Here is a 23,614-nt window from a genome sequence, read left to right as displayed (position 1 = left end):
CTTTTCAATAGCATAAACATAAAAGCTACCTGAGCTCAGGTAGCTTCTTTAGTATCACAATATTTTTTTAATATTATAATCTAAAATGAATACTCAATATGAAATTACATCAAATCATTATTAGCTGTTTTATATTACTATCATGTTTTGTTAATGCTCAAAATGGAATTATTGGAAAATGGAAAACTATAGATGATACTACGGGAGAAGCCAGATCTATCGTAGAAATCTACAAAAAAGGAGATAAAATTTACGGAAAGATTGATCGAATTTTAAAAGAATCGGATAGAGGACAATTATGTAAAGAATGTGAAGGAGAAGATTATAATAAACCTATCGAGGGTATGGTTATTATAAAAGGTTTAACAAAAGATGGAAATGAATATGAAGATGGAACAATTTTAGATCCTGAAAATGGAAAGGTGTACAGATGCAAAATTTGGTTGGAAGAAAATGATCCAAACACCTTAAATGTAAGGGGTTACATAGCTTTTTTATTCCGTACTCAACAGTGGGTAAAAGCTTAGTGTATTTCTTAACGTTTTTATGTTTAAACAAAATTTTAACATTTTTGATTGTTAGTTTTTAAAAAAATACAGAACTAAGACCTTGTAATTTTTAAAAAACTAAATCATGAAAAAAATAATTACCCTATCTATATTATTGCTAGTTGCAACGATAGCTACGGCTCAAATTAGAGTTGGTGACGCAGTAGTTCCTTATAAAGTAAATTTTGAAGGAGAAGAACTTACCCTTAATGGTGCTGGAGTTAGAAAAGTACTTGGAGTAGAAACATATTCAGGAGGTTTATACACGGTTAACAAATATACAGATGACAGAAAAGTTTTAGATGCAGATGAGAGTATGTCTATCCGATTAGTAATCAATTCTAAAAAAGTAACTAATAAAAGGATGATCAAAGTGTTCAGAAAAGGTTTTGATGATGCAATGTTTGGAAATACGCAAAGTTTAGATGAAAGAATCGATAAGTTTTTAGAATTATTCGGCAGTAGTACGCAAATCAATGATTTCTTCGATCTAGTTTACATAAAAGGAAAAGGAATAAGAACGTATAAGAATGGAGAAGAAATAGGATATATAGAAGGAAGAGATTTTAAATATGCGTTATTCAAAATTTGGTTAGGAGATGAGCCAGCTTGTAAATTAATCAAAGGAGGAATGTTAGGTCAAAACGGATAAAATAAATTTACCCCAAAATCTAGCAAAAGCCAGGTCAATTGATCTGGCTTTTGTTGTTTATAATTTGGCTAAAGATGTATTTTTGTATGAATCAAAAATGTCAATGCAGTATTATATAGATGTAATTCTTCCAATTCCTCTTCATAAAGAGTTTACGTATAGTGTTAATGAGAATGAGGCTCATTTCCTAAAACCAGGAATGAGAGTAGCTGTACAATTTGGTAAAAGTAAAGTTTATTCTGCATTGGTAACAAACATTCATCAAACGGCTCCTCAGGTTTATGAAGCTAAAGAGATCGAGCATATTTTGGATGAGGTTCCTATTGTCACAAATGATCAATTACAACTTTGGTCTTGGATATCGGAATACTATATGTGTTCTAAGGGAGAAGTAATGAGAGCTGCCTTACCTAGTGCATTCTTACTCGAAAGTGAAACTATTATTCTTAGAAATGATTCACATACAATAGATGAACAAGAATTAAAAGACGATGAATTTTTATTATACGAAGCACTGCAGCATCAAAGTTTACTTCGTATACAGGAGGTAATGGATATTGTAGGTAAGAAAAGTGTACTTCCGCTTATAAAAAGACTTATAGAGAAAAATGTAATTACTGTTCAGGAAGAGATTTATGAGCAATACAAGCCTAAACTAGTTCGGTATGTTAAATTACAGATTGCGTATAGTACCGAAGAAGCATTACAAGATTTATTAGACTCTTTAACAAGAGCTCCGAAGCAAAAGGAAGTGCTGATGCACTTGTTCATGTTGCAAGCCAAAACAAATAAAGCTATTAAAGTTGCTGACCTTATTAAAGTAGCTAATAGTAGTGCTAATATTATTAAGGCCTTAGTTGATAAAGGTATTTTAGAGGAGTATCATAAACAAACCGATAGAGTAGAGTATACGTCTAATCTTAGTGTTGCTAGCAAAGAATTGAATTCTTTTCAAGAACAAGCGTTAGAGCAAATACAAAAGCATTTATTAGAAAAAGATGTCTGTTTGTTTCATGGGGTTACTTCTTCTGGTAAGACAGAAGTATATGTAAAACTAATAGAAGAGCAAATTGCAAAAGGAAAACAAGTTTTGTATTTGTTACCCGAAATAGCTTTGACCACGCAACTAATTAGTAGATTACAAGAATACTTTGGTGAAAAATTGACTGTATATCATTCAAAATATTCGGTAAATGAAAGGGTAGAAGCCTGGAATAACGTAAAAGAATCTAAAGCAAAAGCACAAATTGTTATTGGCGCTAGATCTTCAATCTTTCTTCCATTCTCAAACCTTGGGTTAATCATTATAGATGAGGAACATGAAAGTTCGTTTAAGCAATATGATCCTGCTCCTAGATACCATGCTAGAGATACAGCAATTGTACTTTCCAAACTATTTAAGGGTAAAGTAGTTCTTGGATCTGCTACTCCTTCTTTAGAATCATATTATAATGCCAATCAAAAAAAGTACGGATTGGTTACTCTAAATAGAAGATATGGCAATGTATTGATGCCAGATATTAATCTGGTAGATCTTAAAACGAAATACAAGCGTAAAGAGATGAAAGGGCATTTTAGTGATACATTGTTAACAGCTATCGAAGAAGCTTTAAAAGAAGATGAACAGGTAATTTTATTTCAAAATAGAAGAGGGTATTCTCCTGTTGTAGAATGTAATACTTGCGGTCATTCTCCGCAGTGCCCTAATTGTGATGTTAGTTTAACATATCATAATTATAGAAATCAATTGAGATGTCATTATTGCGGATATCATATCGCAATGTTACAAAAATGTCTTGCTTGCGATAGTCCGGAGTTAACAACAAAAGGTTTTGGTACTGAACAGATAGAAAATGAGCTTAAAGAGCTTTTTCCGGAGCATCATATTGGTAGAATGGATCAGGATACTACAAGAGGAAAACATGGATATGAAAAAATCATTACCAAATTCGAAAATGGAGAGATCGATATTTTGGTAGGAACTCAAATGCTTACCAAGGGACTTGATTTTAGAAATGTAACCTTAGTGGGTATCATGAATGCGGATAATTTGCTCAACTTCCCTGACTTTAGAGCGCATGAAAGAAGCTTTCAATTAATGCAACAGGTAGCTGGTAGAGCTGGTAGAACCAGTAAAAGAGGAAAAGTTCTGATTCAGACCTATAATCCTTTTCACCAAATTCTTCAACAAGTATCTATTAATGACTTCGAAGGAATGTATAAGGATCAGATGGAAGAGCGTTATCAATATAAATATCCTCCATTTTACAGGATTATTAAAATAACGGGACGTCATAAAGATTATAATAGAGTTAATGAGGCTACAGCTTGGTTTGCTAAATCTCTTAGAATGAGTTTTAAAGAACATGTTTTAGGGCCCGAATTTCCACCTATTTCCAGAATCAGAAACCAATATAATAAAAATATATTGGTTAAAATACCAGCAGGACAATCTCTAAAAAAAACAAAGGAAGTCATTAAAAAAATTGAGAACTCATTTAAAAGTGTTAAAGAATTTTCTGGAGTACGGATAATTATCAATGTAGATAATTATTGATGATTGCTGGGTTTCATTCAATAAAAAATCCCATCACTATATAGTAACGGGATTGTATATTTATTATACTTTGTTTTATCCGCTTAATGCCTCTATCAAAGAATGTTTTTTGTGTCTACTCAGCGGTATTTTTTCATCCGCTATTTCTATGTTACGACTATTATAACGTTCTACTTTATCAAGATTTACGATGTACGATTTGTGTATTCTTAAAAAACGATCACTTGGTAATTCTGCCTCAAATGATTTCATCGTAGCCAAAACCACAATAGGATCACCATCTTCCATAATTAACTTTACATAATCACCCAAAGCTTCTACATACTTTAATTGATTTAAAAATATTTTTCGTTTTTTCAGATTACTTTTTACAAAGATGTAATCATCATCCTCTACAGATGCTTGTTCCGAATTTAAACGAGACATGCTAAGTGCTTTCTCTACAGCTGCATTAAATCGATCTTTTTTTAGGGGCTTTCTTAAATAATCGATAGCATCGTAGTCAAAGGCTTTAAAAGCATATTTTGTTTTTCCAGTAACAAATATGATATGAGGTTTGTTTTCTAGATCATCTAAAAGATCAAAACCGGTGAGTATTGGCATTTCGATATCTAGAAACAATAGGTCAACCGGAGTATCTAATAATCCGTTTTTTGTCTCAATAGCATTGTTCCACTCAGCTACTAATTCTAGTGATGAGTGTTCATCTATTAGTTTTACAATTGCGAGTCTTTGAAGACGTGAATCGTCTACTACTGCACATTTTAATTGAGATTGTTCCACTTGCATAGGTTAATATTCTATACAATATTAATGAATATATATTATTTCCACAAACATTTTACGCTTTTTATCGATAAAAAATGTGTTTCATCGAAATGAAAAATTTCAATGATTTTTTGTTCTAAATGTCATTTTTTAGAATCACTTTAATCACAGTTACTTATATTTAATTTTTATGATCTGTAACGCTAATTAGATTTTAAAATATCCCTTAATTCTTGTTTCTTTTGTCTACTTATAGGAATAGCCTCGTTTTTAATTTCCAAATAACTGGCAGTAAAACGTTCTATTTTTTCTAGATTTACGATAAATGATCGGTGTACTCTAAAAAAGTATTGTTTAGGTAACAAGGATTCTAAGTAAGTCATCGTACCAGTTACAACTAAAGGAGTACTTTTTTCTAAGTGAATTTTTGCAAAATCTCCCATTGCTGATATAAATAAAATGTCTTGTAAATAAACCTTGTATTCTTTTAAACCGCTTTTGATGAATACCGAAGGACTGTTTTTTTCCGCTTCAATTTTTTTATGAAAATTATCAGCTTGTAAAAGTTTATCTATGGTGATAGAAAAACGACTTGATTTCAAAGGTTTTTTTAAAAAATCTATCGCATTATAATCAAAAGCTTTATGAGCATATTTTGATTTTCCAGTGACGATGACAACATGGGGCTTGTCTTCTAAATAATCAAGAAGATTAAAACCATTTAGTACGGGCATTTCGATGTCGAGAAATAATACATCTGTGTCTACATCTAGTAATCCATTCTTTGCTTCGATGGCGTTGCTCCATTCCCCTACTAGTTCTAATTGGGGTTGTTTTCTGATTAATTGGGTTATAGCAAGACGCTGCATATTGGAATCATCTACAACTGCGCATTTGATTAAAGGTTTTTTCATTTTATTAGATTTAGGATGTTACAATAGTACTCAAAAATTATCTAAACTTAAATGAATTTGTGTATTTTATCGATGAATTGTGTTTTTTAACGATAGACGGGCGATGTTTACATTTTTGATAATACTTTTTATTTACTCTCTTGTTGAGTTTATTGAATATTTTAAAAAATAGTATTACTTTTGCAGCCAATTTTAATTAAAAATAGATTTTTATGAATCATTATGAAACTGTTTTCATCTTGAATCCCGTTTTATCTGAAGAGCAGATAAAGGAAACAGTTAAGAAATACGAAGACATTCTTGTTTCTAACGGTGCCAAGATGATATCTAAAGAAGACTGGGGTCTTAAGAAGTTAGCTTATGCAATCCAGCACAAGAAAAGTGGTTTTTATCACTTATTTGAGTACACTGTACCAGGAGAAGCTATCAACACTGTAGAGGTTGAATTCAGAAGAGATGAAAGAGTGATGCGTTATTTAACTGTAAAATTAGATAAGCATGCAATCGCTTGGGCTGAGAAAAGAAGAAATAGAAACAAACAAAAAGCTTAATTATGTCATCGATAGAACAACAAGCTAAAGGAAAAAAAGATGGAGAGATCAGATATCTTACTCCATTAAATATAGATACTTCTAAAACGAAGAAATATTGTCGTTTTAAAAAATCAGGAATTAAATATATCGATTATAAAGATCCTGATTTCTTAATGGCTTTTGTAAACGAACAAGGAAAGTTATTGCCTCGTCGTCTTACAGGAACATCTTTAAAATATCAGCGTAAAGTGAGTGTTGCTGTAAAAAGAGCAAGACACTTAGCATTAATGCCATACGTTGGAGATTTATTAAAATAAAATTCGTCATAACATTATGGAACTTATATTAAAGAAAGACGTTGAGAATCTAGGATTCGCAGACGATGTAGTAGAGGTGAAGAACGGTTATGGACGTAACTTTTTGATTCCTGGAGGATATGCAGTATTAGCTACTCCATCTGCTAAAAAAGTATTAGAAGAAACGTTAAAGCAACGTGCTTTTAAAGAAAAGAAAGAAGTTGAAGATGCGGAGAAATTAGCTAAGAAAATTGCTGCTTTTGAAATCAAAATTGCTGCAAAAGTTGGATCAGGTGATAAGTTATTCGGTTCTGTTTCTAGTGCAGATGTTTCTGAAGCTTTAGCGAAAGAAGGTGTTGAATTAGAGAAAAAATTCATCACAGTGCCAGGAGGAACAATAAAACGTCTTGGTCAATACGAAGCTTCAATTCGTCTTCATAGAGCTGTTATTACTCCACTTGCGTTTGAAGTTGTAGCACAAGCAAAATAAATAAATCGGTTAATAAACCAGTTTATAATAATAGAAAAACCGCTCCTTTGGAGTGGTTTTTTTGTTTATTTTCATTGTATTCACACAAAAACGATCAATCAATGAAAAAAACTCTTATCACTTTAGTCTTTGCCTTATTGGCAATTACTATTCATGCTCAGGTAACAACCTCCAATATTGCTGGTTTGGTATATGATAATGCCAATCAATTACTACCAGGAGCTAATATCACTGCTGTTCATTCGCCTACTGGAACCACTTACGGAGGAACAACTAACTTCGATGGTAGATTTGACCTTATTAATTTGCGAGTAGGAGGACCCTATCGCGTAACAATTAGTTATGTAGGTTTTAAAAAAAAGGTGTTTGATGATGTGTATCTTCAGTTAGGACAAACATATAATATTGATGTGGTTATGATTGAGGACGCCAATCAATTAGAAGAGGTCGTAATCACTACCAATAAAAATGCTACGTTTAGTAGTGAAAGAACAGGTGCGGAAACTAGTATTGGTAATAGAGAAATAAAATCTCTACCTACAATTACTAGGTCTGCAGCGGATTTTTATCGTTTAGAGCCAACAGCCTCGAGTAATGGTTCTTTTGGAGGAAGAAATGATCAGTTTAATAATTTTAGTTTAGATGGTTCTATTTTTAATAATCCATTCGGATTAGACGCAGCCACTCCTGGTGGACAGACCAATGCACAACCTATTTCTTTAGATGCTATAGATCAAATTCAGGTTTCTACTGCGCCTTATGATGTTACACAAGCTGGATTTACCGGAGCATCTGTAAATGCAGTTACGAAAAGTGGTACCAATGAATGGAAAGGTACCGTATATGGTTTTTATCGTAATCAGGATTTAACCGGAGATAAAGTAGGAGATGATGATATTATAGTTCCAGATTTGACCCAAGCACAATATGGTTTAAGTGTTGGAGGACCGATTGTAAAAAACAAATTATTCATTTTTGGAAACTTCGAGATAGATGATCGCGAAGATTTGGGTTCTAATTTCTTAGCAGCCAGACCTGGATTAACTGGAGCAAATGTATCCCGAGTTTCTGCTGAAGATTTAGATTATGTGTCTGAACAGCTTCGTTTATTAGGTTATGAAACAGGACCTTATGAAGGTTATACCCATAATACAGAATCTACAAAAGGAATTTTAAAGTTGGATTGGAATATAAGTGATAATCATCGATTAGCACTAATTTATAATTTTTTAGACGCTTCTAGAGATTTACCTGCGAATCCAGAAGCAGCGGGTCGGAGAGGGCCAGATTTGACTACTTTACAGTTTAGAAATGCTGGTTACACTATAAACAATAAGATTAATTCTTTTTTAGTAGAATTAAACTCTAACTTTAGAGGTAATATCTCTAATAAATTTCAGGCAGGTTATACCTTGTTTGATGATAGTAGAGATCCTTTTTCAGCGCCTGCACCTCCTATCAATATTACACAAGATGGTGTGCGATATATTGTCGCCGGACATGAACCATTTTCTATCAATAATAGATTAGAACAAAAAGTATATCAGGTAACTAATAATTTAAATATTGTAACTGGTAAACATACAATTACTCTAGGAGGAAGTTTTGAAAGATTCGAATTCGATAATTCTTTTAATCTTGGAGCATATAGTTTTTTTAATGCTAATGGAGGCGTTGGTTTTTTTGCTCCTGATTTTGATAGCGTTAGGATAACACCTGGTTCTACGAATAGTTTTGAACAGGCTTTAAATAATGGACTCATCGCAGAGGCTCTTGCGAATGCTCAAAACGTATTTGATACTAATAATGCAACAAACAATTGGGCGTTGGCAGAAACAAACATTGGGCAATTGGCTTTTTATGCACAGGATAAATGGAGAATGAATGACAAGTTTACCTTAACTTATGGGATTAGAGTGGATCAACCACTATTTTTTGATACCAGAGATAAAATTGCCGAAAATATAGAAAGAGCAGCAGGAGGGACTTTTCCGGAAGATCAAGATGCAACTTATCAACCAGGGATTACCTATTTTGACGAGAATGGAAATCCAATAAGGTTAAATAGTCTAGATCTTCCAACTAGAAAATTATTAGTTTCACCTAGATTAGGATTTAATTATGATGTATTAGGAGATAAGACGTTACAAGTAAGAGGGGGAACAGGTATTTTTACAGGGCGTCTTCCGTTTGTGTGGATAGGAAATCAAGTGGCAAATCCTACGGTTTTCTTTTACACTACAACTGCTCCTGATTTTCGATTCCCTCAAGTATTTAGAAATAGTTTAGGGATTGATTATAAATTTAAAAATGGTTTGATTGCATCCACTGATATTATTTACACAGAAGATATTAATGCACAGATAGTAAGGAATTACGGGTTAAATACACCAAGTGGTACCTTAAATGGTGTTGATGACAGAGCTATTTATTTAGCAACTGATAGATCTACTTCTAATAGTTTTGGGTTTTCCAATGCTGCATACGTATTTACAAATACAAACATAGGCTATTCTTTTAACTGGTCATTTAAATTACAAAAGAGTTTTAAGAATGGATTATTTGCCAGTATTGCTTATAACTTCTTAGAAGCAGAGGATGCTAGTTCGCTTGATGCTGAAATTTCGAGTGATGCTTTCGATAGAAATCCAGCTATTGGAAATGTAAATCAGGCGATAAGTACTGCATCTAGATATGGAGATAGGCATAGAATTGTGGGGCAATTAAACAAATCTTTTCATTATGGAAAAAATAAACAATGGAGAACATCATTAGGGGCTTTTTATGAATATGCTCAAGGCGGAAGATTCTCTTACACCTATTCTGGAGATATAAATAATGATGGATCTGTATTGAATGATTTGATTTATATTCCAACACAAACAGAATTAGGTACTTATGACTTTAGCGGAACTCCAGCAGAACAAGAAGAGCAAAGAGCTGCGCTAGAAGCATATATTCAGCAGGATGAGTATCTTAGCGGAAGAAGAGGTAACTATGCCGAGAAGTATGCAATTTTAAGCCCTTGGCGAGGAAGATGGGATGTAAAACTTTTGCAGGATTATGATTTTCAAATAGGAGATAAAACCAATACGGTTCAATTAAGTGTCGATATTCTTAATTTTGGAAATTTGTTAAATTCTGATTGGGGTGTGATCCAGATACCTGTAAATGATCAGCCAATTGGGGTTACGGTGGATGCTACTAATACACCTACCTATTCTTTTGACACTTCGCAGACAAAGACATTTGCAAATGATTTTAGTTTAGACTCTAGATGGCAAGCACAGGTTGGTTTGCGTTATATATTTAACTAAAACCATTGTATTCAGAATACTATAAAAATCCGTTCCTAATTATTAGGAGCGGATTTTTAATTATTACTATTTTTGCAGCCAATTTATAGAAAAGATGAAGTACAAAAGGCTCACCAAAGAACAATTAGAAGAATTACATCAAGAGTTTATTAATTTTTTAGCTACGCAATCTATTACAGCTGAAGAATGGAGTGATATCAAAGCAAATAAGCCTGAAGTTGCAGAGGAAGAGATAGATGTTTTTAGTGACCTAGTTTGGGAAGGAGTTCTTAATAGCGCTCAGTTTTTAGAACATTTTTCTAAAGATCAAATACATCTGTTTCATCTTGGAGAAATAGAAATGCATTTGATTGCGATAAAAGTAAATGTGGATGATGTTGATATCACTACAAAAGAAGGTTATGATTGGTTACGAAATAATTTATTAGATGATAAAGTAGCTTTTTATAATGCTAATAAGGCCTACGGAGAAGATCCTAATATGGATAAGTTTAAACTGATTCTTCAAGGGGCAAATATCACCAAAGGAGAGTTGTTTCAATATTTTGATAAACTTATTGGCGATAAAGAATAGGAAAAATTATTTTTTGGTTTTAGCCAATAGTAATTTTAAACCTTTGTCTGATAAAACATGACCGTTAAAAGAATATATCTTGTTTGTTAAAGTGTACGTTATTTTACAAGTACTATCGTATTCTTTTCTTAGCAAAATATTATGGATATTGCTAGGGAGTGATTTATAATCTACCTTCCGGCTCTTTATGGTTTTTAAATCTATGAGTTTTATAGTAACACCAAAAATATTTTTGAATATAAGTATTTTCTTTTTAATAGAAATTGTGTGAACCATTAGGAAAAGAATAATGGTTATTAGTGTTCCATGTAATATGAATAGGTAATTTGGAATGTTAAATAAGGTAGTGCCAGTAAAAAAGGTTTTGCCTATTATTAATAGGATAAATACCGAAACATTAATTAAAATAAATCTGGATATCAGAAAAAAGTAATTTTTTTCAAATTTCATTTTAACGTTTTATGTCCAAATTACTCATATCGTAACGATTCTATAGGATCTTGTTTTGCTGCTTTTACAGCTGGATAAGATCCGGACACAACTGCAGTTAAAAATGAGGTAACCACTGCAGCCAAAATTGCTAACCAAGGTGTACTAAATTCAAAGCCTGAAACAGCAACAATAATTGCTCCAATAGTTATTCCTAGTATAATACCTACTACACCACCGATTTGACCAATAATAACAGTTTCCATAAAAAATTGAACGGAAATAGTATTCTTTTTGGCTCCAAGAGCTTTTCGAACTCCAATTTCTCTAGTTCGCTCTGTTACAGAGACCAGCATAATATTCATAAGAGCAATAGAAGATCCAAATATCGTAATGATACTAATGATCCACGCTGCCCAATACAGATATCCAGTAATACTAGAAATACGGTTAATCAAGTCATCACTTCGTTCTAGACCAAAGTTATTTTCTTCTATAGGATTGAGACCGCGTATTTTTCTAAAAGTAATGATTGCTTCATCTTGCGCACCTTCTAAAAATTGTTTATCATCTACCTTTACACTGATACTGTAGTTGATGTTTGGTAAAGTATAAATTGAACGTGCTACTTGCAAAGGAATTAATACTTTAAGATCTTGATTGTTTCTAAAAGTAGCTCCCTTACTTTCTAATACACCAATCACTTTAAATTTCACTCCTCTAATGCTAATCGTTTTATTTACAGGATCAGTATCTTTAAAAATATTCTTCTTAAAATCTGGACCAATTAGACAAACACGATTGTTGTTTTCTATATCAAAAAAAGTAAAATTTCTTCCAAATTCTACTTCTGTGCCCGTATTCTCTAGATAGTTTTCATTAACTCCTACTACAGAGGCTTCTGGGTCTGTTTTTTCATTTTCAAATTTTACTTCTGCATTTCTAGTTCCTGTAAAAGAGATAGAAGTCTTAGAGAAAGGATATTGAAACTTTTCTTTGAACTGTCGTACGTTTCTGTAGTTTATAATAGGATTTATTTTTTCTCTTTCGCCACTACCACCTCTTCTGGTAGTAAACTCATAACGTTGAATATTAAAGGTGTTAGAGCCCATGGAAGCAAAGTCTCCGGTTATGGTGTTTTCTAAAGCTCCTAAAAAGGTCAATATTCCTACCAGTGCTGTAATACCAATAGCAATGATTAATACAGTAAGAATGGTACGTAATAATTGCCCTTTAATAGAGTCTAAGGCAATACGTACATTCTCGCGAAAAAGTGAAAACATAATTAGTGAATTAGTATCCGTTTCTTGTATAAGACTACAAAACGTCATTAAAGTTACTCAAAAAAGTAAATTTTATTAAAATAAGTAAAACTCTTTATATTTTTTGATATAAAATTTTAAGCTTTTTTAGATCTTTACATCCTTTAGAATAAATCAAAATTAGTAGTAAGAGTAGAAATAAAGAATTGTATACTTTTGCTAAAATTTAATGAAAATATATGGCACAAAAACCTTCTATAGCAAAAGGGACACGTGATTTTTCTCCAATTGAAGTAGCTAAGAGAAGTTATATCATGAATACTATTAAAGAACAATTTAAATTGTTTGGTTTTCATCCGATAGAGACTCCTAGTTTTGAGAATAGTGAAACATTAATGGGTAAATATGGGGAAGAAGGAGATCGCTTGATTTTTAAAATCTTAAATAGTGGAGATTACCTAAATAAGGTAGATGATGAATTGTATGCTAGTAAAGAAAGTACAAAAATCACTTCCAAAATTAGTGAAAAAGCACTTCGCTATGACCTTACAGTTCCATTCGCTAGATATGTCGTGCAACATCAAAATGAAATTAATTTCCCTTTTAAAAGGTATCAGATACAACCAGTTTGGAGAGCAGATCGTCCACAAAAAGGAAGGTTTAGAGAGTTTTATCAGTGTGATGCAGATGTGGTAGGTAGTAAATCTTTATGGCAAGAAGTAGATTTTGTACAGCTTTATGATAAAGTGTTTTCTAAATTAGGTTTAAATGGAGTTGCAATAAAAATGAATAATCGTAAGATTCTTTCTGGTATTGCAGAAGTTATAGGAGCTAGTAATAAACTTATTGATTTTACTGTTGCATTAGATAAGTTGGATAAAATAGGAGAAGAAGGTGTAAAAAAGGAAATGCTTTCCAAAGGAATCGAGCAAGCTGCTATCGATAAGGTACAACCTCTTTTTAATTTTACGGGAACTACTGCAGAGAAGTTAGCTAAGTTGAGAGAGCTTTTGGCTACATCAGAAATAGGGTTAAAAGGAGTAGATGAATTAGAGTTTATCGTAAATGCTATTAAGGAAATTCCGTTAGAAACTGCCAAGCTCGATTTGGATGTTACCTTAGCAAGAGGTTTAAATTACTATACAGGAGCAATTTTTGAGGTATCAGCACCAGAAGGGGTCAAAATGGGATCTATTGGAGGTGGTGGTCGATATGATGATCTTACAGGTATTTTTGGACTTAAAGATGTAAGTGGAGTGGGTATTTCGTTTGGATTGGATAGAATATATTTGGTTATTGAAGAATTGGGATTGTTTCCTGATACAGTTGCTCCTGGAACTAAAGCTCTATTTATTAATTTTGGTACAGAAGAGGGTTTGTATAGTCTAAAAGCAGTTGCTCAATTAAGAAAAGAAGGTATTGTTACTGAGCTATATCCTGATAGTGCAAAAATGAACAAGCAAATGAAATATGCTAATAAAAGAGACATACAGTTTGTTATTCTTGCGGGAGCCTCAGAATTAGAAAATAATAATTATACCGTTAAAAATATGAATACTGGTACTCAAGAAACTATGAATTTTGAAGAATTAAAGTTACTTTTAAGGTGAAATAACAACCAATAAATGTACCTTGCTAAAAGCAAATACTATTAACTACCCTAAAATTATAATTATGAAAAATATCTTATTGAGTTCACTTTTATGTCTTTTATTGTCTTTTGCAGTGTCTTGTAAAAAGGATCCTAAGGAAGATAAGGTTGAAGTTGTAGAAGAGGTTGCAGACTCAACAGATGTTGTAGAAGTTGTAGAGGAAAAAAAACCGGTTGTAAAAAAGAAAAAGAAGCCTAAGAAAAAGAAACCAAAAACTGATGAAATAAAAGTACCTGCTGGGGCGCCGTCATTTGATAGTAGAGAAGCAAGAAAGTATATTAGAGATTATGAAGCCTATGTTGCAAAATATAAAAAAGCTGTAGAATCTAAAGCTGATATGGATGCCTTTTTAAAGCTTAGTGAATCTAGTAGTAACCTTACAAAACAGTATAGGAAATTAATTTCGACTTTACCTGCTGATGAAATAGAAAAGATGAGTAAGTATATGCAGGAAAAAACAAAACAAATAGATGCTTTAAGTAGACAAATGTAGTGTTAGCACATTCTACAAATAAAGAAACCACCTTAAAATTAATTTTAAGGTGGTTTTTTGTTTAAACTGTTATTTTTAGTTTCTTATTCTTATCTGCTTTATTTGTTTAAATGGGATTAGCGTATAACCAGTATAAGTTTTATGATACTTTTCAGAATATAATATGTAGACTACAAACTCTTCCATAAACCAAAAAAAGCCCTTATTTCTAAGGGCTTTGTGAATTAATGTAGCGAGAGGGGGGCACGATCCCCCGACCTCTGGGTTATGAATCCAACGCTCTAACCAGCTGAGCTACCTCGCCAAATAGATGCTACATCATTTTAATTCGGGTGCAAATATAAAAACAAAAACCATTGTAGCAAACAATAAAGTAGAATTAATTTTTTTCAAATATTTTTAAAGTCAATAATTAATCTATATATTGGCTTACTAACAATTTCCAATATGTCTGAAAAAATAAAATACGAGCTTGAATTTGTAATACAATCTTCTCCTCAACTATTATATCAATACATTTCAACTCCTTCAGGACTTTCTGAGTGGTTTTCTGATAATGTGAATTCTCGAGGTGAAATGTTTACATTTATATGGGACGATAGTGAAGAGGAAGCAAAGCTTTTAAGTAAAAAAAGTGGTGAAAGAATTAAATTTAGATGGTTAGCAGATGATGAAGATGGAAGTGATTATTTTTTCGAAATGCGAATTCAGGTAGATGAAATTACCAAAGATGTATCCTTAATGGTTACAGATTTCTCGGATGATGACGAAATCGATGAAAATAAAATGTTATGGGAGAATATGATTAGTAACCTAAAACATGTACTAGGTTCTGCTTAATTCCTATATTTTTATAATGTATATTTGCCCCGCCCAATGATAATTGGTAATAAGGGGCTTTTTTATGATCAATATAAACGGAAATTTGTTGAAGGATAATGAAGCTACATTATCTACAACCAATAGAGGATATACATACGGAGATGCATTGTTTGAAACAATACGGGTGAATTCTGGTACCATTCTATTTTGGGAAGACCACTACTTTAGATTAATGGCTTCCATGAGGATTCTAAGAATGCAAATTCCGATGAAGTTTACACCAGAGTTTTTACAGGAAGAGATTTTAGGTCTTATAGAAGAAAATGGTTTGTCAAACTCTTCTGTTCGCGTAAAGATAATTGTAAATAGAAAAGAAGGAGGTTTATATACGCCAGCCACCAATGATGTTGATTATTCTATTTCGATAAAGCAACTTACATCGTCCTTTTATACTTTATCTGAAGATTTTTATGAAGTAACATTATTTAAAGATCATTATGTTGCTACAGATTTATTATCCACACTAAAATCTAATAATAAATTAGTGAATATTCTTGGTGGTATTTTTGCTAAAGAAAATGGATACAATAATTGTTTATTACTTAATTCTAATAAAATGGTTATTGAGGCTTTAAATGGAAATTTATTTTTGATAAAAGGGAATAAGATAAAAACTCCGCCAGTTGCGGATGGATGTCTTAAAGGGATATTACGAGCTCAGTTACTAAGAATTATTGAAAAGTTACCAGAATACGATATAGAGGAAGCTTCTATTTCTCCTTTCGAATTACAGAAAGCAGACGAACTTTTTATTACCAATGTGATACAAGGTATTCAACCAATTACTAAGTTTAGAAAGAAAGAGTATAATTTAGATATTGCGAGAAGATTACTTGGGGTATTAAATGCACAAATAAGACTGGGAAATTAATTATAACTAGGATCTGCAGGCGCGTTGGACCACAGCACATATTCTCCTCCTAGTTCGATCATTTTTTCTTTCCAGAAAGTATTATAGGATTTTCCTATAATGTTCTTCTCATAAGTGTTTTTCACAATCACCCAAGAGTTAGCTTCTAATTCTTGTAGTAATTGTTTTGCATCCCATCCAGAATACCCTAAGAAAAAACGAATTTCATTAGGTGTAATTTTATTTTCGATAATTAATTTAGATACTACCGAAAAATCACCACCCCAATAAATTCCTGAAGAAATCTCTACACTATTAGGAATTAACTCTGGAATTTTATGAATGAAATACAGATTATCCTGCTCTACAGGACCTCCGTTATAAATTTGAAATTCTGATTCAACTTCAGGAACTAAATCAGAAAGCACATAATCTAATGGTTTATTCATGATAAAGCCTATAGATCCCTGATTACTATGATCTGCTAAAAGTACTACCGAGCGATTAAAAGAAACATCGCCAATAATCGATGGTTCTGCAATCAGAAGGTGTCCTTTTGCTGGTTGTAATGAAATCATAGATGGTGTAGTTTATACTAAAACTAAATAATTATTTCTAATAATCAAAAAGTATAGCCGATTTTTAGCTGTTCTCCATAAAAAAAGCTCCTTTAAAAAGGAGCTCTTTATAATATCAAAAACTAACTAAATTAGTTAACTGAACTAGATAAATCTGCACCAGCTTTGAACTTTACAACGTTTTTAGCAGCGATCTTGATAGTTTTTCCTGTCTGAGGATTTCTACCTTCTCTTGCAGCTCTTTTAGAAACTGACCAAGAACCGAATCCAACTAAAGAAACACGGTCACCTTTTTTAAGAGAACCTTCAACATTTCCTAAAAAAGACTCTAAAGCTTTTTTTGCTGCTGCTTTTGTAATTCCAGCATCAGCTGCCATTGCATCGATTAATTCTGTTTTGTTCATAATTCTGTTTTTAAATTAATTGTTGGTTAAACCAAATTTTTGTTAAACGCTCTACAAATTTATACGGATTTATGATTCGTGCAAGGATTAGCCCAGTAAATACGGGCTTTTGTTGATAACTCAAGGTGATTGTTAATAAACATATATGAATTATTGGATTTTTCTTACTCCTTTGATAGCAAGGGCTCAGCACATTTTAGCATCTTTATAAAAAGTGTACCCGTTAAGGAGTGCTTTAGCTTCCATAGCTTTTTTCCCCGGAAGTTGAATTTTATTTAAAATAATATATCCTTTTACTACAGAAACTTTGATTTTCGAATCTTCAATGATTACTTTTCCTATCTCAAAATTATGTTCTATTAGTTCTATTTCAGCTTCATATACTTTTATAGATATTTCTTCTCCTTTATTATATAGGTTACTCCAGGCAGAAGGATAAGGACTCAAACCTCTAATAAGGTTGTAAATATTTTCAATTGTGTCGTTCCAATTAATCTTGGTATTTTCTCTATGCAGTTTATAGGCAGTCTTAAAAGTCTCTTCTTTTGGTTGTTTCGTAGTAGTAACCGTTTCGTTTTCTATAGCTTTAATGGTGTCAATTACCAAAGCTGCTCCTTGTGTCATTAATTTATCATGAAGCATCCCTGCAGTGTCCTCTTTTTTAATTTCTACTTCTTTTTGAAGAATGATATGACCAGTATCAATTTTTTCATCGATAAAAAAAGTAGTAATTCCAGTTTTTTGTTCTCCATTGATTATAGCCCAATTAATTGGTGCAGCACCTCGGTAATCTGGTAATAAAGATGCATGAAGATTAAATGTGCCATACTCGGGCATGTTCCATACTAGTTTTGGTAGCATTCTAAAGGCAACTACGATATTTAGATTTGCTTCTAAGGAAGCTAATTCTTTTATAAAATCCTCATTTTTTAGATTTGTTGGTTGTAATATTGTTAGACCTTGGGATAATGCATATTCTTTTACGGCAGACGCTCTCAGTTTTCTACCTCTTCCGGCAGGTTTGTCTGGAGCGGTAATAACACCCACAACATTAAATTTGTTTTCTATAATTGTTTTAAGGGTTTCTACTGCAAAATCAGGTGTACCCATAAATAGAATTCGTAAGTCTCTCATGTATTTATACAAGTTGATAGTTGTTATAAGAATTTATTTTTATAATACGATGTTCGTTTAATTCTCTTAGTATTTTTAATCCTTCTTCTTCAGAGCATTCTAGTTGGTGTAACAATTCTCTGGAGGATAAGTCTTGTTTTGTTAAAAGAGTGAGTATTTGTTTTTTGATTGTTACAGGATCAATAACTGATTTTTTTTTGGCGAGACATATGTCACAAATTCCACAATCAACAGCATCTTGTTCACCAAAATACTTTAGCAAAAATCTACTTCTGCATATTTTCTCGTTTTGTACAAAATCAATCATTGCATTTACCTTTTTAGTTTTTGATAATCGCAATTCTGTTATATAGGGTTTTATTCTATTAATAGTGTGATCATCTTCTCTAGGTACTAAAAAAGTGATATTAGCATCTGTTAGTTTATGCTTAAAAATAAGGAGTTCAGCTTCTTCTAATTGTTTTAATGTGTCGATGACATCCGTTTCTGTACAATTTACTTTGGAGGCGATTAGTGATAGGTTAACCTTTACTTCTTCGTCAAAGATACCTCCGTATGTTCGCAAAATTGCTTTGGTAATTAATGCTAAGTGAGGTTTTTGTTCTAGATATCCTAGAAGTTGATTTCCAGTAGTAGTGATATGGATCGTGCTCTTTTTGGAGTATCGTTGAGAAAAACTCAATACACTACAACGATCTAAAAATTGTAATGCATTGTAGGTAATCAATGTATTTAAATTATAAGTTTTACAGAATATATTAAAATTGAAACCATGGGAGGATTGTTCACCTTCTCCATAAGATATTCTAAAATAATTGCAGAGTTTACGATAAACCAACTTTACAAATTCTATATCCGGTAATACTTTTATAAACTGATTTTGAACATTACGGATGTCATTATTACTATTTAGTAAAAACGCAAATGATGTGGTTCCATCTCTTCCAGCTCTTCCAGCTTCCTGAAAATAACTTTCGATACTTTCGGGAATGCTATAATGTATAATAGTTTTTACATTTGATTTATCAATACCCATCCCAAAAGCATTGGTAGCTACCATGATAGTAATTTCCTCTTGCATCCATTGTTGGAAACGTTTGGTCTTTTCTTTTGCGTCTACACCTCCATGATAATAAGTTGCTTTCAGTTTATTTGCATTTAGAAAATCACTAATTTCTAAAGCAGATTTTCGATTTCTTACATAAATGATAGAACTACCTTTATATTTAGAAAGAATCCGAAGTAATTGGTCATTTTTGTCTAAAGTTTGGGTTACGATATACCCCAAGTTATTCCTGTAAAAAGATTGTCGGAATACTTTTGGCTGAAATAAATCTAATTCAATTATAATATCATCTACTACTTCGGGAGTAGCAGAAGCCGTAAGTGCAATTATGGGAACGGAAGGTTTTAATTCTCTTAGAGTTCTTATTTTTTTATAAGAAGGGCGAAAATCATTACCCCATTGTGATATACAGTGTGCCTCATCTACTGCAATCAGATTAATGTTCATTTTTTTTAAACGTTCTTTCACCAAATCCTGCTGTAGTCGCTCAGGCGAAAGATAAAGGAACTTATAATTTCCATAGATACAATTATCTAATAAGGTGTCTAGTTCAGAATATTTGATTCCACTAGTAAGCGCTATTGCCTTAATACCTTTTTGTTGTAGATGTTGTACTTGATCTTGCATTAAAGCAATAAGTGGTGATATTACAATACAAATACCAGGTTTCAAAAGTGCTGGTATTTGAAAACAAATTGATTTACCTCCACCGGTAGGGAGTAGACCAAAGACATCATTATTTTCGAGAAGTGCATTGATGATCTCTTCCTGAAAAGGTCTGAAAGAATTATAATTCCAATTTTCCTTTAATAGTTGAATAGGGGAAATCATCAATACTATTTTATAAAACGTGTTCTAATATAAAGGTACTGCGTTCTTTTACATTTCCAAAAGGAACTTCAATACAATTGTATCCAAACTTTGTATAGGTGTTTAATAAGTGAAGGTATATTTGTTTTGCTTCCTCAAAACTTTCATATCTTTCTTCATCAGAAGTGTAAATGTCTTCCCAAGGAGGAAGTATAAAAATCTTATCATACCGATACGACTTACAAGCATCAACAAAAATTTCGTCATATGTTTGATTAAACAAATCCATGTACGCAAGAACATCAGGAATTCCACGATCATAAAATGAAATTTGTTTATCACTAGCTGTACGATCTTGATATTGATCAATTCTACCTTGCAAAAGTTGTAAGTTGAAATCGTGAGGATCATCAACAGATACAATAGGATTAGAGGTGATTTCCATCGCGTCGTTGCTAAGTTTCACCTCTTGAGTTATACTTCTAATAAATTCTGGAAAACAAAAGAAACCATCATCTTCGAGTTTGTTTATGATGGATGTTTTTCCAGTAGAAGGACCTCCTGTAATTACTATTTTGTGTTTCGTCAAAGAAATATTTTTCCACAAATTTCGGAATTATTATAGGATTTTGAAAATAGATTGATAAGGATACCATAAAGCTCTGTTAAAGTTGAATTGCCCAGTATTTATTTTTATTACTTTAAAAAAGCGAAAATAGATTTTTAGCTTATTTAGACTAATTAAATACAAATCTTTAAAAATTAAACTCATGCCTGTTTATAATCTAAAAGTAAATGGTAAATCATTTTCTGTTGATGCAGATAAGGACACACCATTATTATGGATTCTACGAGATCATTTTGATTTAGTGGGTACCAAATTTGGTTGCGGAATTGGACAATGTGGCGCTTGCACAGTACACGCTGATGGAGTAGCTACTAGAAGTTGTTTGTTACAAGTATCTGTAGCTGCTGAAATGGAAATAACGACAATAGAGGGGTTATCTGAAGACGTTTCGCATCCAGTTCAACAAGCTTGGAAAGAAATAGATGTTCCTCAGTGTGGATATTGTCAGGCCGGACAAATTATGACCGCTGCCGCGTTTTTAGAGCAGAATCCAAATCCTAATAGAGAGGAGATTAGAACTGCTATGAGTGGAAATCTATGTAGATGTGCTTCCTATAATAGGATAGAAAAAGCTGTAGAAAAAGCTGCAAGTAAGCTAAGTTAACCAATTTAAATCCAAAAAAATGAAACGTATTACAACACCTTCTGTTAGTAGAAGGTCATTTATAAGAACATCCGCATTGGCTGGTGGAGGAATGTTAATTGGTTTTAACCTATTTCAGGCTTGTAAACCAGAAGCTGCGCCTCCAGTAGATATTGCTGATTTGAATTTTAATGATTTTAATGCATTTATTAAAATAGCAGATAATGGAATGGTCACTATTTTTTCTCCAAATCCAGAGATTGGGCAGGGAGTAAAAACTTCGATGCCGATGTTAATCGCAGAAGAGTTAGATGTTGCATGGGATAATGTAGTGGTAGCACAAGGAGCATTGGATACCAAAAACTTTACCAGACAAGTGGCTGGAGGTAGTCAATCTTTAAGGCATGGTTGGGAACCGTTAAGAAAAACAGGAGCTACTGCTAAGCAAATGCTAGTGAATGCTGCAGCGGCAAAGTGGGGAGTAGATCCTTCTACATGTACTACTAAAGAAGGAGTGATAACCAATAGCAATGGAGATAAACTCGGATACGGAGAAGTGGTTAAAGAAGCAGCTTCTCTGGAAATTCCTGAAGATATACAATTAAAAGATCCTAAGGATTTTACTATTATCGGAAAAGATATTCAAAATGTAGACATTGATAAAATCGTATCTGGTAAACCTCTATATGGATTAGATTATAAGGAAGAAGGAATGCTATACGTTAGTGTAGTGAGACCGCCTGCATTTGGTAAAAAACTAGAAGATTTTGATGCTACAGAAGCTAAAACGGTAAAAGGTGTTGTCGATATATTCAAGTTTGGTGATAAGATTGCTGTGATGGCCGAAAATACTTGGTCGGCGATGAAAGCTAAAAAAATCGTCAAAGCAAAGTGGAAAGATGATTCTAAACTAGAGAATACAGAAGATCATGATAAGGCATTAACTGCTCTTTTGGATGGGAGTGAGTTTAATACGATGAGGGCAGACGGAGATGTTAAAAAAGCTTTTGCAAGTGCAGATAAGGTTCTAGAGAGAACATATGAATCTCCTTTTCTACCGCATAATTGCATGGAACCTATGAATTTCTTTGCAGATGTAACCCAAGAAAAAGTGCGTTTGGTTGGACCTATTCAAACACCAGCAGGGACTGCAAGAAGAGTAGCGGAACTATTAAATAGAAAGCCAGAAGACGTTACCGTAGATATGACCAGAATGGGCGGTGGTTTTGGTAGAAGATTATATGGAGATTTTGCTTTAGAAGCTGCAGAGATCTCTAATATCGCTAAAAAACCAGTTAAAGTGGTATATTCCAGAGAAGATGATATGTCTGCAGGAATCTACAGACCTGCAATAAAATATAGAATTAGCGCTGCGATAAAAGATGGTAAATTAATAGGTTATCACTTAAAAGAAGCTGCAGTGAATTCTAATATGTATGGCTTAATTCCTAATTTCTTTCCTGCGGGAGCAGTGGAAAATTATCAGGTAGACGTTGCTAAATATGATAGTAATATTACCATAGGAGCTTGGAGAGCGCCATACACGAATTTTCTTGCTTTTGCAGAGCAAAGTTTCTTTGATGAGCTAGCTGAAGTAATGGAAGTAGACAATATACAATTACGACTAGACTTATTGCAGAATGTGAAAGGACATAATGATGAAAGAATTCAATATTCTCCAGAGCGATTAGAACAAGTGATCAAAACTGCAGTTGAGAAATCTGAGTGGGGTAAAAAACCTGAAGGAGTATTTCAAGGGTTTAGTTCTTATTATTGTCATAATACTCATGTAGCCGAAGTAGCAGATGTGGTCATAGAAAATGATCAACCTGTAGTGAAAAAGATAACTTGTGTGGTTGATTGTGGTATTGTTGTAAATCCTTTAGGAGCTAAAAACCAAATAGAAGGAGGAGTTATCGATGGAATAGGACATGCTATGTATGGAGATTTCACCTTTAAAGATGGTCAACCTCAGGATACTAATTTTAATACATATCGTTTAATTAGAATGAATGAAACTCCTATTGTAGAAACACATTTTATCGAAAGTGATGTTGCGCCTACAGGATTAGGTGAACCTACATTACCACCAGCAGGAGCTGCAATTGCTAATGCTATAAAAGCCGCAAAAGGTGTTCGAATGACAAAACAACCTTTTGTGAAAAATATGAAGGAAAAAGAATTGCTTGGGTAG

At 32.7% G+C, this 23,614-nt stretch carries 22 protein-coding genes and 1 tRNA gene; 14 read left to right on the top strand and 9 right to left on the bottom strand.

From position 1 onward, the window contains the following. Nucleotides 1-98: 98 nt before the first annotated feature. From ABD077_RS13070 to priA, 3 genes are all read left to right on the top strand, one after another. Complete coding sequence (locus tag ABD077_RS13070) at nucleotides 99-527, top strand: DUF2147 domain-containing protein (protein ID WP_343912738.1); 429 nt, start codon at nucleotides 99-101, stop codon at nucleotides 525-527. 106 nt (nucleotides 528-633) lie between these two features. Further along, nucleotides 634-1,200: a chalcone isomerase family protein gene (locus tag ABD077_RS13065; RefSeq protein WP_343912737.1), complete on the top strand. Its 567-nt coding sequence runs from the start codon at nucleotides 634-636 to the stop codon at nucleotides 1,198-1,200. 103 nt (nucleotides 1,201-1,303) lie between these two features. Then, nucleotides 1,304-3,757 (top strand): replication restart helicase PriA, encoded by a 2,454-nt coding sequence (gene priA / locus ABD077_RS13060; RefSeq protein ID WP_343912736.1) that lies wholly within the window; start codon nucleotides 1,304-1,306, stop codon nucleotides 3,755-3,757. A gap of 75 nt (nucleotides 3,758-3,832) precedes the next feature. On the opposite strand, the gene ABD077_RS13055 is transcribed toward priA, so the two are convergent. Continuing rightward, nucleotides 3,833-4,546 carry a LytR/AlgR family response regulator transcription factor gene (locus ABD077_RS13055; protein WP_299600705.1) on the bottom strand — a complete coding sequence of 238 codons (714 nt, stop codon included), beginning with the start codon at nucleotides 4,544-4,546 and terminating at the stop codon, nucleotides 3,833-3,835. A 182-nt stretch (nucleotides 4,547-4,728) separates the two neighbouring features. Further along, nucleotides 4,729-5,439: a LytR/AlgR family response regulator transcription factor gene (locus ABD077_RS13050; RefSeq protein ID WP_343912735.1), complete on the bottom strand. Its 711-nt coding sequence runs from the start codon at nucleotides 5,437-5,439 to the stop codon at nucleotides 4,729-4,731. A 212-nt stretch (nucleotides 5,440-5,651) separates the two neighbouring features. Between ABD077_RS13050 and rpsF the strand changes: the two genes are divergently transcribed. The 5 genes from rpsF to ABD077_RS13025 all read left to right on the top strand — a co-directional run bounded on the left by rpsF (nucleotide 5,652) and on the right by ABD077_RS13025 (nucleotide 10,649). Then, nucleotides 5,652-5,990, top strand: coding sequence for a 30S ribosomal protein S6 (gene rpsF, locus ABD077_RS13045; protein ID WP_299600709.1), 339 nt, complete (start codon nucleotides 5,652-5,654; stop codon nucleotides 5,988-5,990). Next, nucleotides 5,990-6,289 carry a 30S ribosomal protein S18 gene (rpsR, locus tag ABD077_RS13040; protein WP_174412104.1) on the top strand — a complete coding sequence of 100 codons (300 nt, stop codon included), beginning with the start codon at nucleotides 5,990-5,992 and terminating at the stop codon, nucleotides 6,287-6,289. Before rpsF ends, rpsR begins: the two co-directional genes overlap by 1 nt. A gap of 16 nt (nucleotides 6,290-6,305) precedes the next feature. After that, nucleotides 6,306-6,758, top strand: a complete 453-nt coding sequence (gene rplI, locus ABD077_RS13035; RefSeq protein WP_343912734.1) for a 50S ribosomal protein L9 — start codon at nucleotides 6,306-6,308, stop codon at nucleotides 6,756-6,758. A 101-nt stretch (nucleotides 6,759-6,859) separates the two neighbouring features. After that, nucleotides 6,860-10,075: a TonB-dependent receptor gene (locus ABD077_RS13030; protein ID WP_343912733.1), complete on the top strand. Its 3,216-nt coding sequence runs from the start codon at nucleotides 6,860-6,862 to the stop codon at nucleotides 10,073-10,075. Between the two features lie 94 nt (nucleotides 10,076-10,169). Next, a complete protein-coding gene (locus tag ABD077_RS13025) occupies nucleotides 10,170-10,649 on the top strand; it encodes a DUF6495 family protein (protein WP_343912732.1) in 480 nt (159 codons plus the stop codon). A 470-nt stretch (nucleotides 10,650-11,119) separates the two neighbouring features. Here ABD077_RS13025 and ABD077_RS13020 read toward each other — a convergent pair whose 3' ends face one another. After that, a complete protein-coding gene (locus ABD077_RS13020) occupies nucleotides 11,120-12,361 on the bottom strand; it encodes an ABC transporter permease (RefSeq protein WP_343912731.1) in 1,242 nt (413 codons plus the stop codon). A gap of 218 nt (nucleotides 12,362-12,579) precedes the next feature. On the opposite strand from ABD077_RS13020, the gene hisS reads away from it, so the two are divergent. Further along, entirely contained in the window at nucleotides 12,580-13,950 is a 1,371-nt protein-coding gene (hisS, locus tag ABD077_RS13015; RefSeq protein WP_343912730.1) for a histidine--tRNA ligase, read from the top strand. A 64-nt stretch (nucleotides 13,951-14,014) separates the two neighbouring features. Further along, nucleotides 14,015-14,485, top strand: coding sequence for a hypothetical protein (locus tag ABD077_RS13010; RefSeq protein WP_343912729.1), 471 nt, complete (start codon nucleotides 14,015-14,017; stop codon nucleotides 14,483-14,485). A 230-nt stretch (nucleotides 14,486-14,715) separates the two neighbouring features. Here ABD077_RS13010 and ABD077_RS13005 read toward each other — a convergent pair. Continuing rightward, nucleotides 14,716-14,789 (bottom strand) — tRNA-Met (locus ABD077_RS13005). A gap of 143 nt (nucleotides 14,790-14,932) precedes the next feature. Between ABD077_RS13005 and ABD077_RS13000 the strand changes: the two genes are divergently transcribed. Then, nucleotides 14,933-15,325, top strand: coding sequence for an START-like domain-containing protein (locus tag ABD077_RS13000; protein WP_299600729.1), 393 nt, complete (start codon nucleotides 14,933-14,935; stop codon nucleotides 15,323-15,325). Nucleotides 15,326-15,389: 64 nt separating this feature from the next. Further along, nucleotides 15,390-16,238, top strand: coding sequence for an aminotransferase class IV (locus ABD077_RS12995; protein ID WP_343912728.1), 849 nt, complete (start codon nucleotides 15,390-15,392; stop codon nucleotides 16,236-16,238). On the opposite strand, the gene ABD077_RS12990 is transcribed toward ABD077_RS12995, so the two are convergent. From ABD077_RS12990 to ABD077_RS12970, 5 genes are all read right to left on the bottom strand, one after another. Continuing rightward, entirely contained in the window at nucleotides 16,235-16,795 is a 561-nt protein-coding gene (locus ABD077_RS12990) for a YqgE/AlgH family protein (RefSeq protein WP_299600733.1), read from the bottom strand. The genes ABD077_RS12995 and ABD077_RS12990 overlap by 4 nt on opposite strands. Before the next feature lie 131 nt (nucleotides 16,796-16,926). Further along, nucleotides 16,927-17,199 carry an HU family DNA-binding protein gene (locus tag ABD077_RS12985; protein ID WP_027391128.1) on the bottom strand — a complete coding sequence of 91 codons (273 nt, stop codon included), beginning with the start codon at nucleotides 17,197-17,199 and terminating at the stop codon, nucleotides 16,927-16,929. A gap of 186 nt (nucleotides 17,200-17,385) precedes the next feature. After that, entirely contained in the window at nucleotides 17,386-18,333 is a 948-nt protein-coding gene (gene fmt / locus ABD077_RS12980) for a methionyl-tRNA formyltransferase (RefSeq protein WP_343912727.1), read from the bottom strand. A gap of 4 nt (nucleotides 18,334-18,337) precedes the next feature. After that, on the bottom strand, nucleotides 18,338-20,230 hold the full coding sequence (locus tag ABD077_RS12975) for a RecQ family ATP-dependent DNA helicase (protein ID WP_343912726.1): 1,893 nt from the start codon (nucleotides 20,228-20,230) through the stop codon (nucleotides 18,338-18,340). Nucleotides 20,231-20,240: 10 nt separating this feature from the next. Then, nucleotides 20,241-20,798, bottom strand: a complete 558-nt coding sequence (locus ABD077_RS12970; protein ID WP_343912725.1) for an AAA family ATPase — start codon at nucleotides 20,796-20,798, stop codon at nucleotides 20,241-20,243. Between the two features lie 181 nt (nucleotides 20,799-20,979). On the opposite strand from ABD077_RS12970, the gene ABD077_RS12965 reads away from it, so the two are divergent. Both ABD077_RS12965 and ABD077_RS12960 read left to right on the top strand, forming a co-directional pair. Then, nucleotides 20,980-21,441: a (2Fe-2S)-binding protein gene (locus ABD077_RS12965; RefSeq protein WP_343912724.1), complete on the top strand. Its 462-nt coding sequence runs from the start codon at nucleotides 20,980-20,982 to the stop codon at nucleotides 21,439-21,441. A gap of 19 nt (nucleotides 21,442-21,460) precedes the next feature. After that, the gene (locus ABD077_RS12960; protein WP_343912723.1) at nucleotides 21,461-23,614 is read left to right on the top strand and encodes a xanthine dehydrogenase family protein molybdopterin-binding subunit; all 2,154 of its coding nucleotides are present in this window, start codon (nucleotides 21,461-21,463) and stop codon (nucleotides 23,612-23,614) included.

The sequence above is a fragment of the Aquimarina litoralis genome (assembly GCF_039523995.1).
In the GTDB taxonomy this organism is placed as follows: Bacteria; Bacteroidota; Bacteroidia; order Flavobacteriales; family Flavobacteriaceae; genus Aquimarina; species Aquimarina litoralis.
This window is presented reverse-complemented; position numbering and strand designations above follow the sequence as displayed.

Coding starts and splice junctions, on each gene's coding strand:
- priA (WP_343912736.1), top strand. CDS start 1,304: ATGCAGTATTATATAGATGTAATTCTTCCAATTCCTCTTCATAAAGAG.
- ABD077_RS12965 (WP_343912724.1), top strand. CDS start 20,980: ATGCCTGTTTATAATCTAAAAGTAAATGGTAAATCATTTTCTGTTGAT.
- ABD077_RS13055 (WP_299600705.1), bottom strand. CDS start 4,546: ATGCAAGTGGAACAATCTCAATTAAAATGTGCAGTAGTAGACGATTCA.
- ABD077_RS13050 (WP_343912735.1), bottom strand. CDS start 5,439: ATGAAAAAACCTTTAATCAAATGCGCAGTTGTAGATGATTCCAATATG.
- ABD077_RS13030 (WP_343912733.1), top strand. CDS start 6,860: ATGAAAAAAACTCTTATCACTTTAGTCTTTGCCTTATTGGCAATTACT.
- ABD077_RS13065 (WP_343912737.1), top strand. CDS start 634: ATGAAAAAAATAATTACCCTATCTATATTATTGCTAGTTGCAACGATA.
- rplI (WP_343912734.1), top strand. CDS start 6,306: ATGGAACTTATATTAAAGAAAGACGTTGAGAATCTAGGATTCGCAGAC.
- ABD077_RS12985 (WP_027391128.1), bottom strand. CDS start 17,199: ATGAACAAAACAGAATTAATCGATGCAATGGCAGCTGATGCTGGAATT.
- ABD077_RS13070 (WP_343912738.1), top strand. CDS start 99: ATGAAATTACATCAAATCATTATTAGCTGTTTTATATTACTATCATGT.
- ABD077_RS13010 (WP_343912729.1), top strand. CDS start 14,015: ATGAAAAATATCTTATTGAGTTCACTTTTATGTCTTTTATTGTCTTTT.
- ABD077_RS12995 (WP_343912728.1), top strand. CDS start 15,390: ATGATCAATATAAACGGAAATTTGTTGAAGGATAATGAAGCTACATTA.
- fmt (WP_343912727.1), bottom strand. CDS start 18,333: ATGAGAGACTTACGAATTCTATTTATGGGTACACCTGATTTTGCAGTA.
- ABD077_RS13025 (WP_343912732.1), top strand. CDS start 10,170: ATGAAGTACAAAAGGCTCACCAAAGAACAATTAGAAGAATTACATCAA.
- hisS (WP_343912730.1), top strand. CDS start 12,580: ATGGCACAAAAACCTTCTATAGCAAAAGGGACACGTGATTTTTCTCCA.
- ABD077_RS13000 (WP_299600729.1), top strand. CDS start 14,933: ATGTCTGAAAAAATAAAATACGAGCTTGAATTTGTAATACAATCTTCT.
- rpsF (WP_299600709.1), top strand. CDS start 5,652: ATGAATCATTATGAAACTGTTTTCATCTTGAATCCCGTTTTATCTGAA.
- ABD077_RS12990 (WP_299600733.1), bottom strand. CDS start 16,795: ATGATTTCATTACAACCAGCAAAAGGACACCTTCTGATTGCAGAACCA.
- ABD077_RS12960 (WP_343912723.1), top strand. CDS start 21,461: ATGAAACGTATTACAACACCTTCTGTTAGTAGAAGGTCATTTATAAGA.
- ABD077_RS12975 (WP_343912726.1), bottom strand. CDS start 20,230: ATGATTTCCCCTATTCAACTATTAAAGGAAAATTGGAATTATAATTCT.
- ABD077_RS13020 (WP_343912731.1), bottom strand. CDS start 12,361: ATGTTTTCACTTTTTCGCGAGAATGTACGTATTGCCTTAGACTCTATT.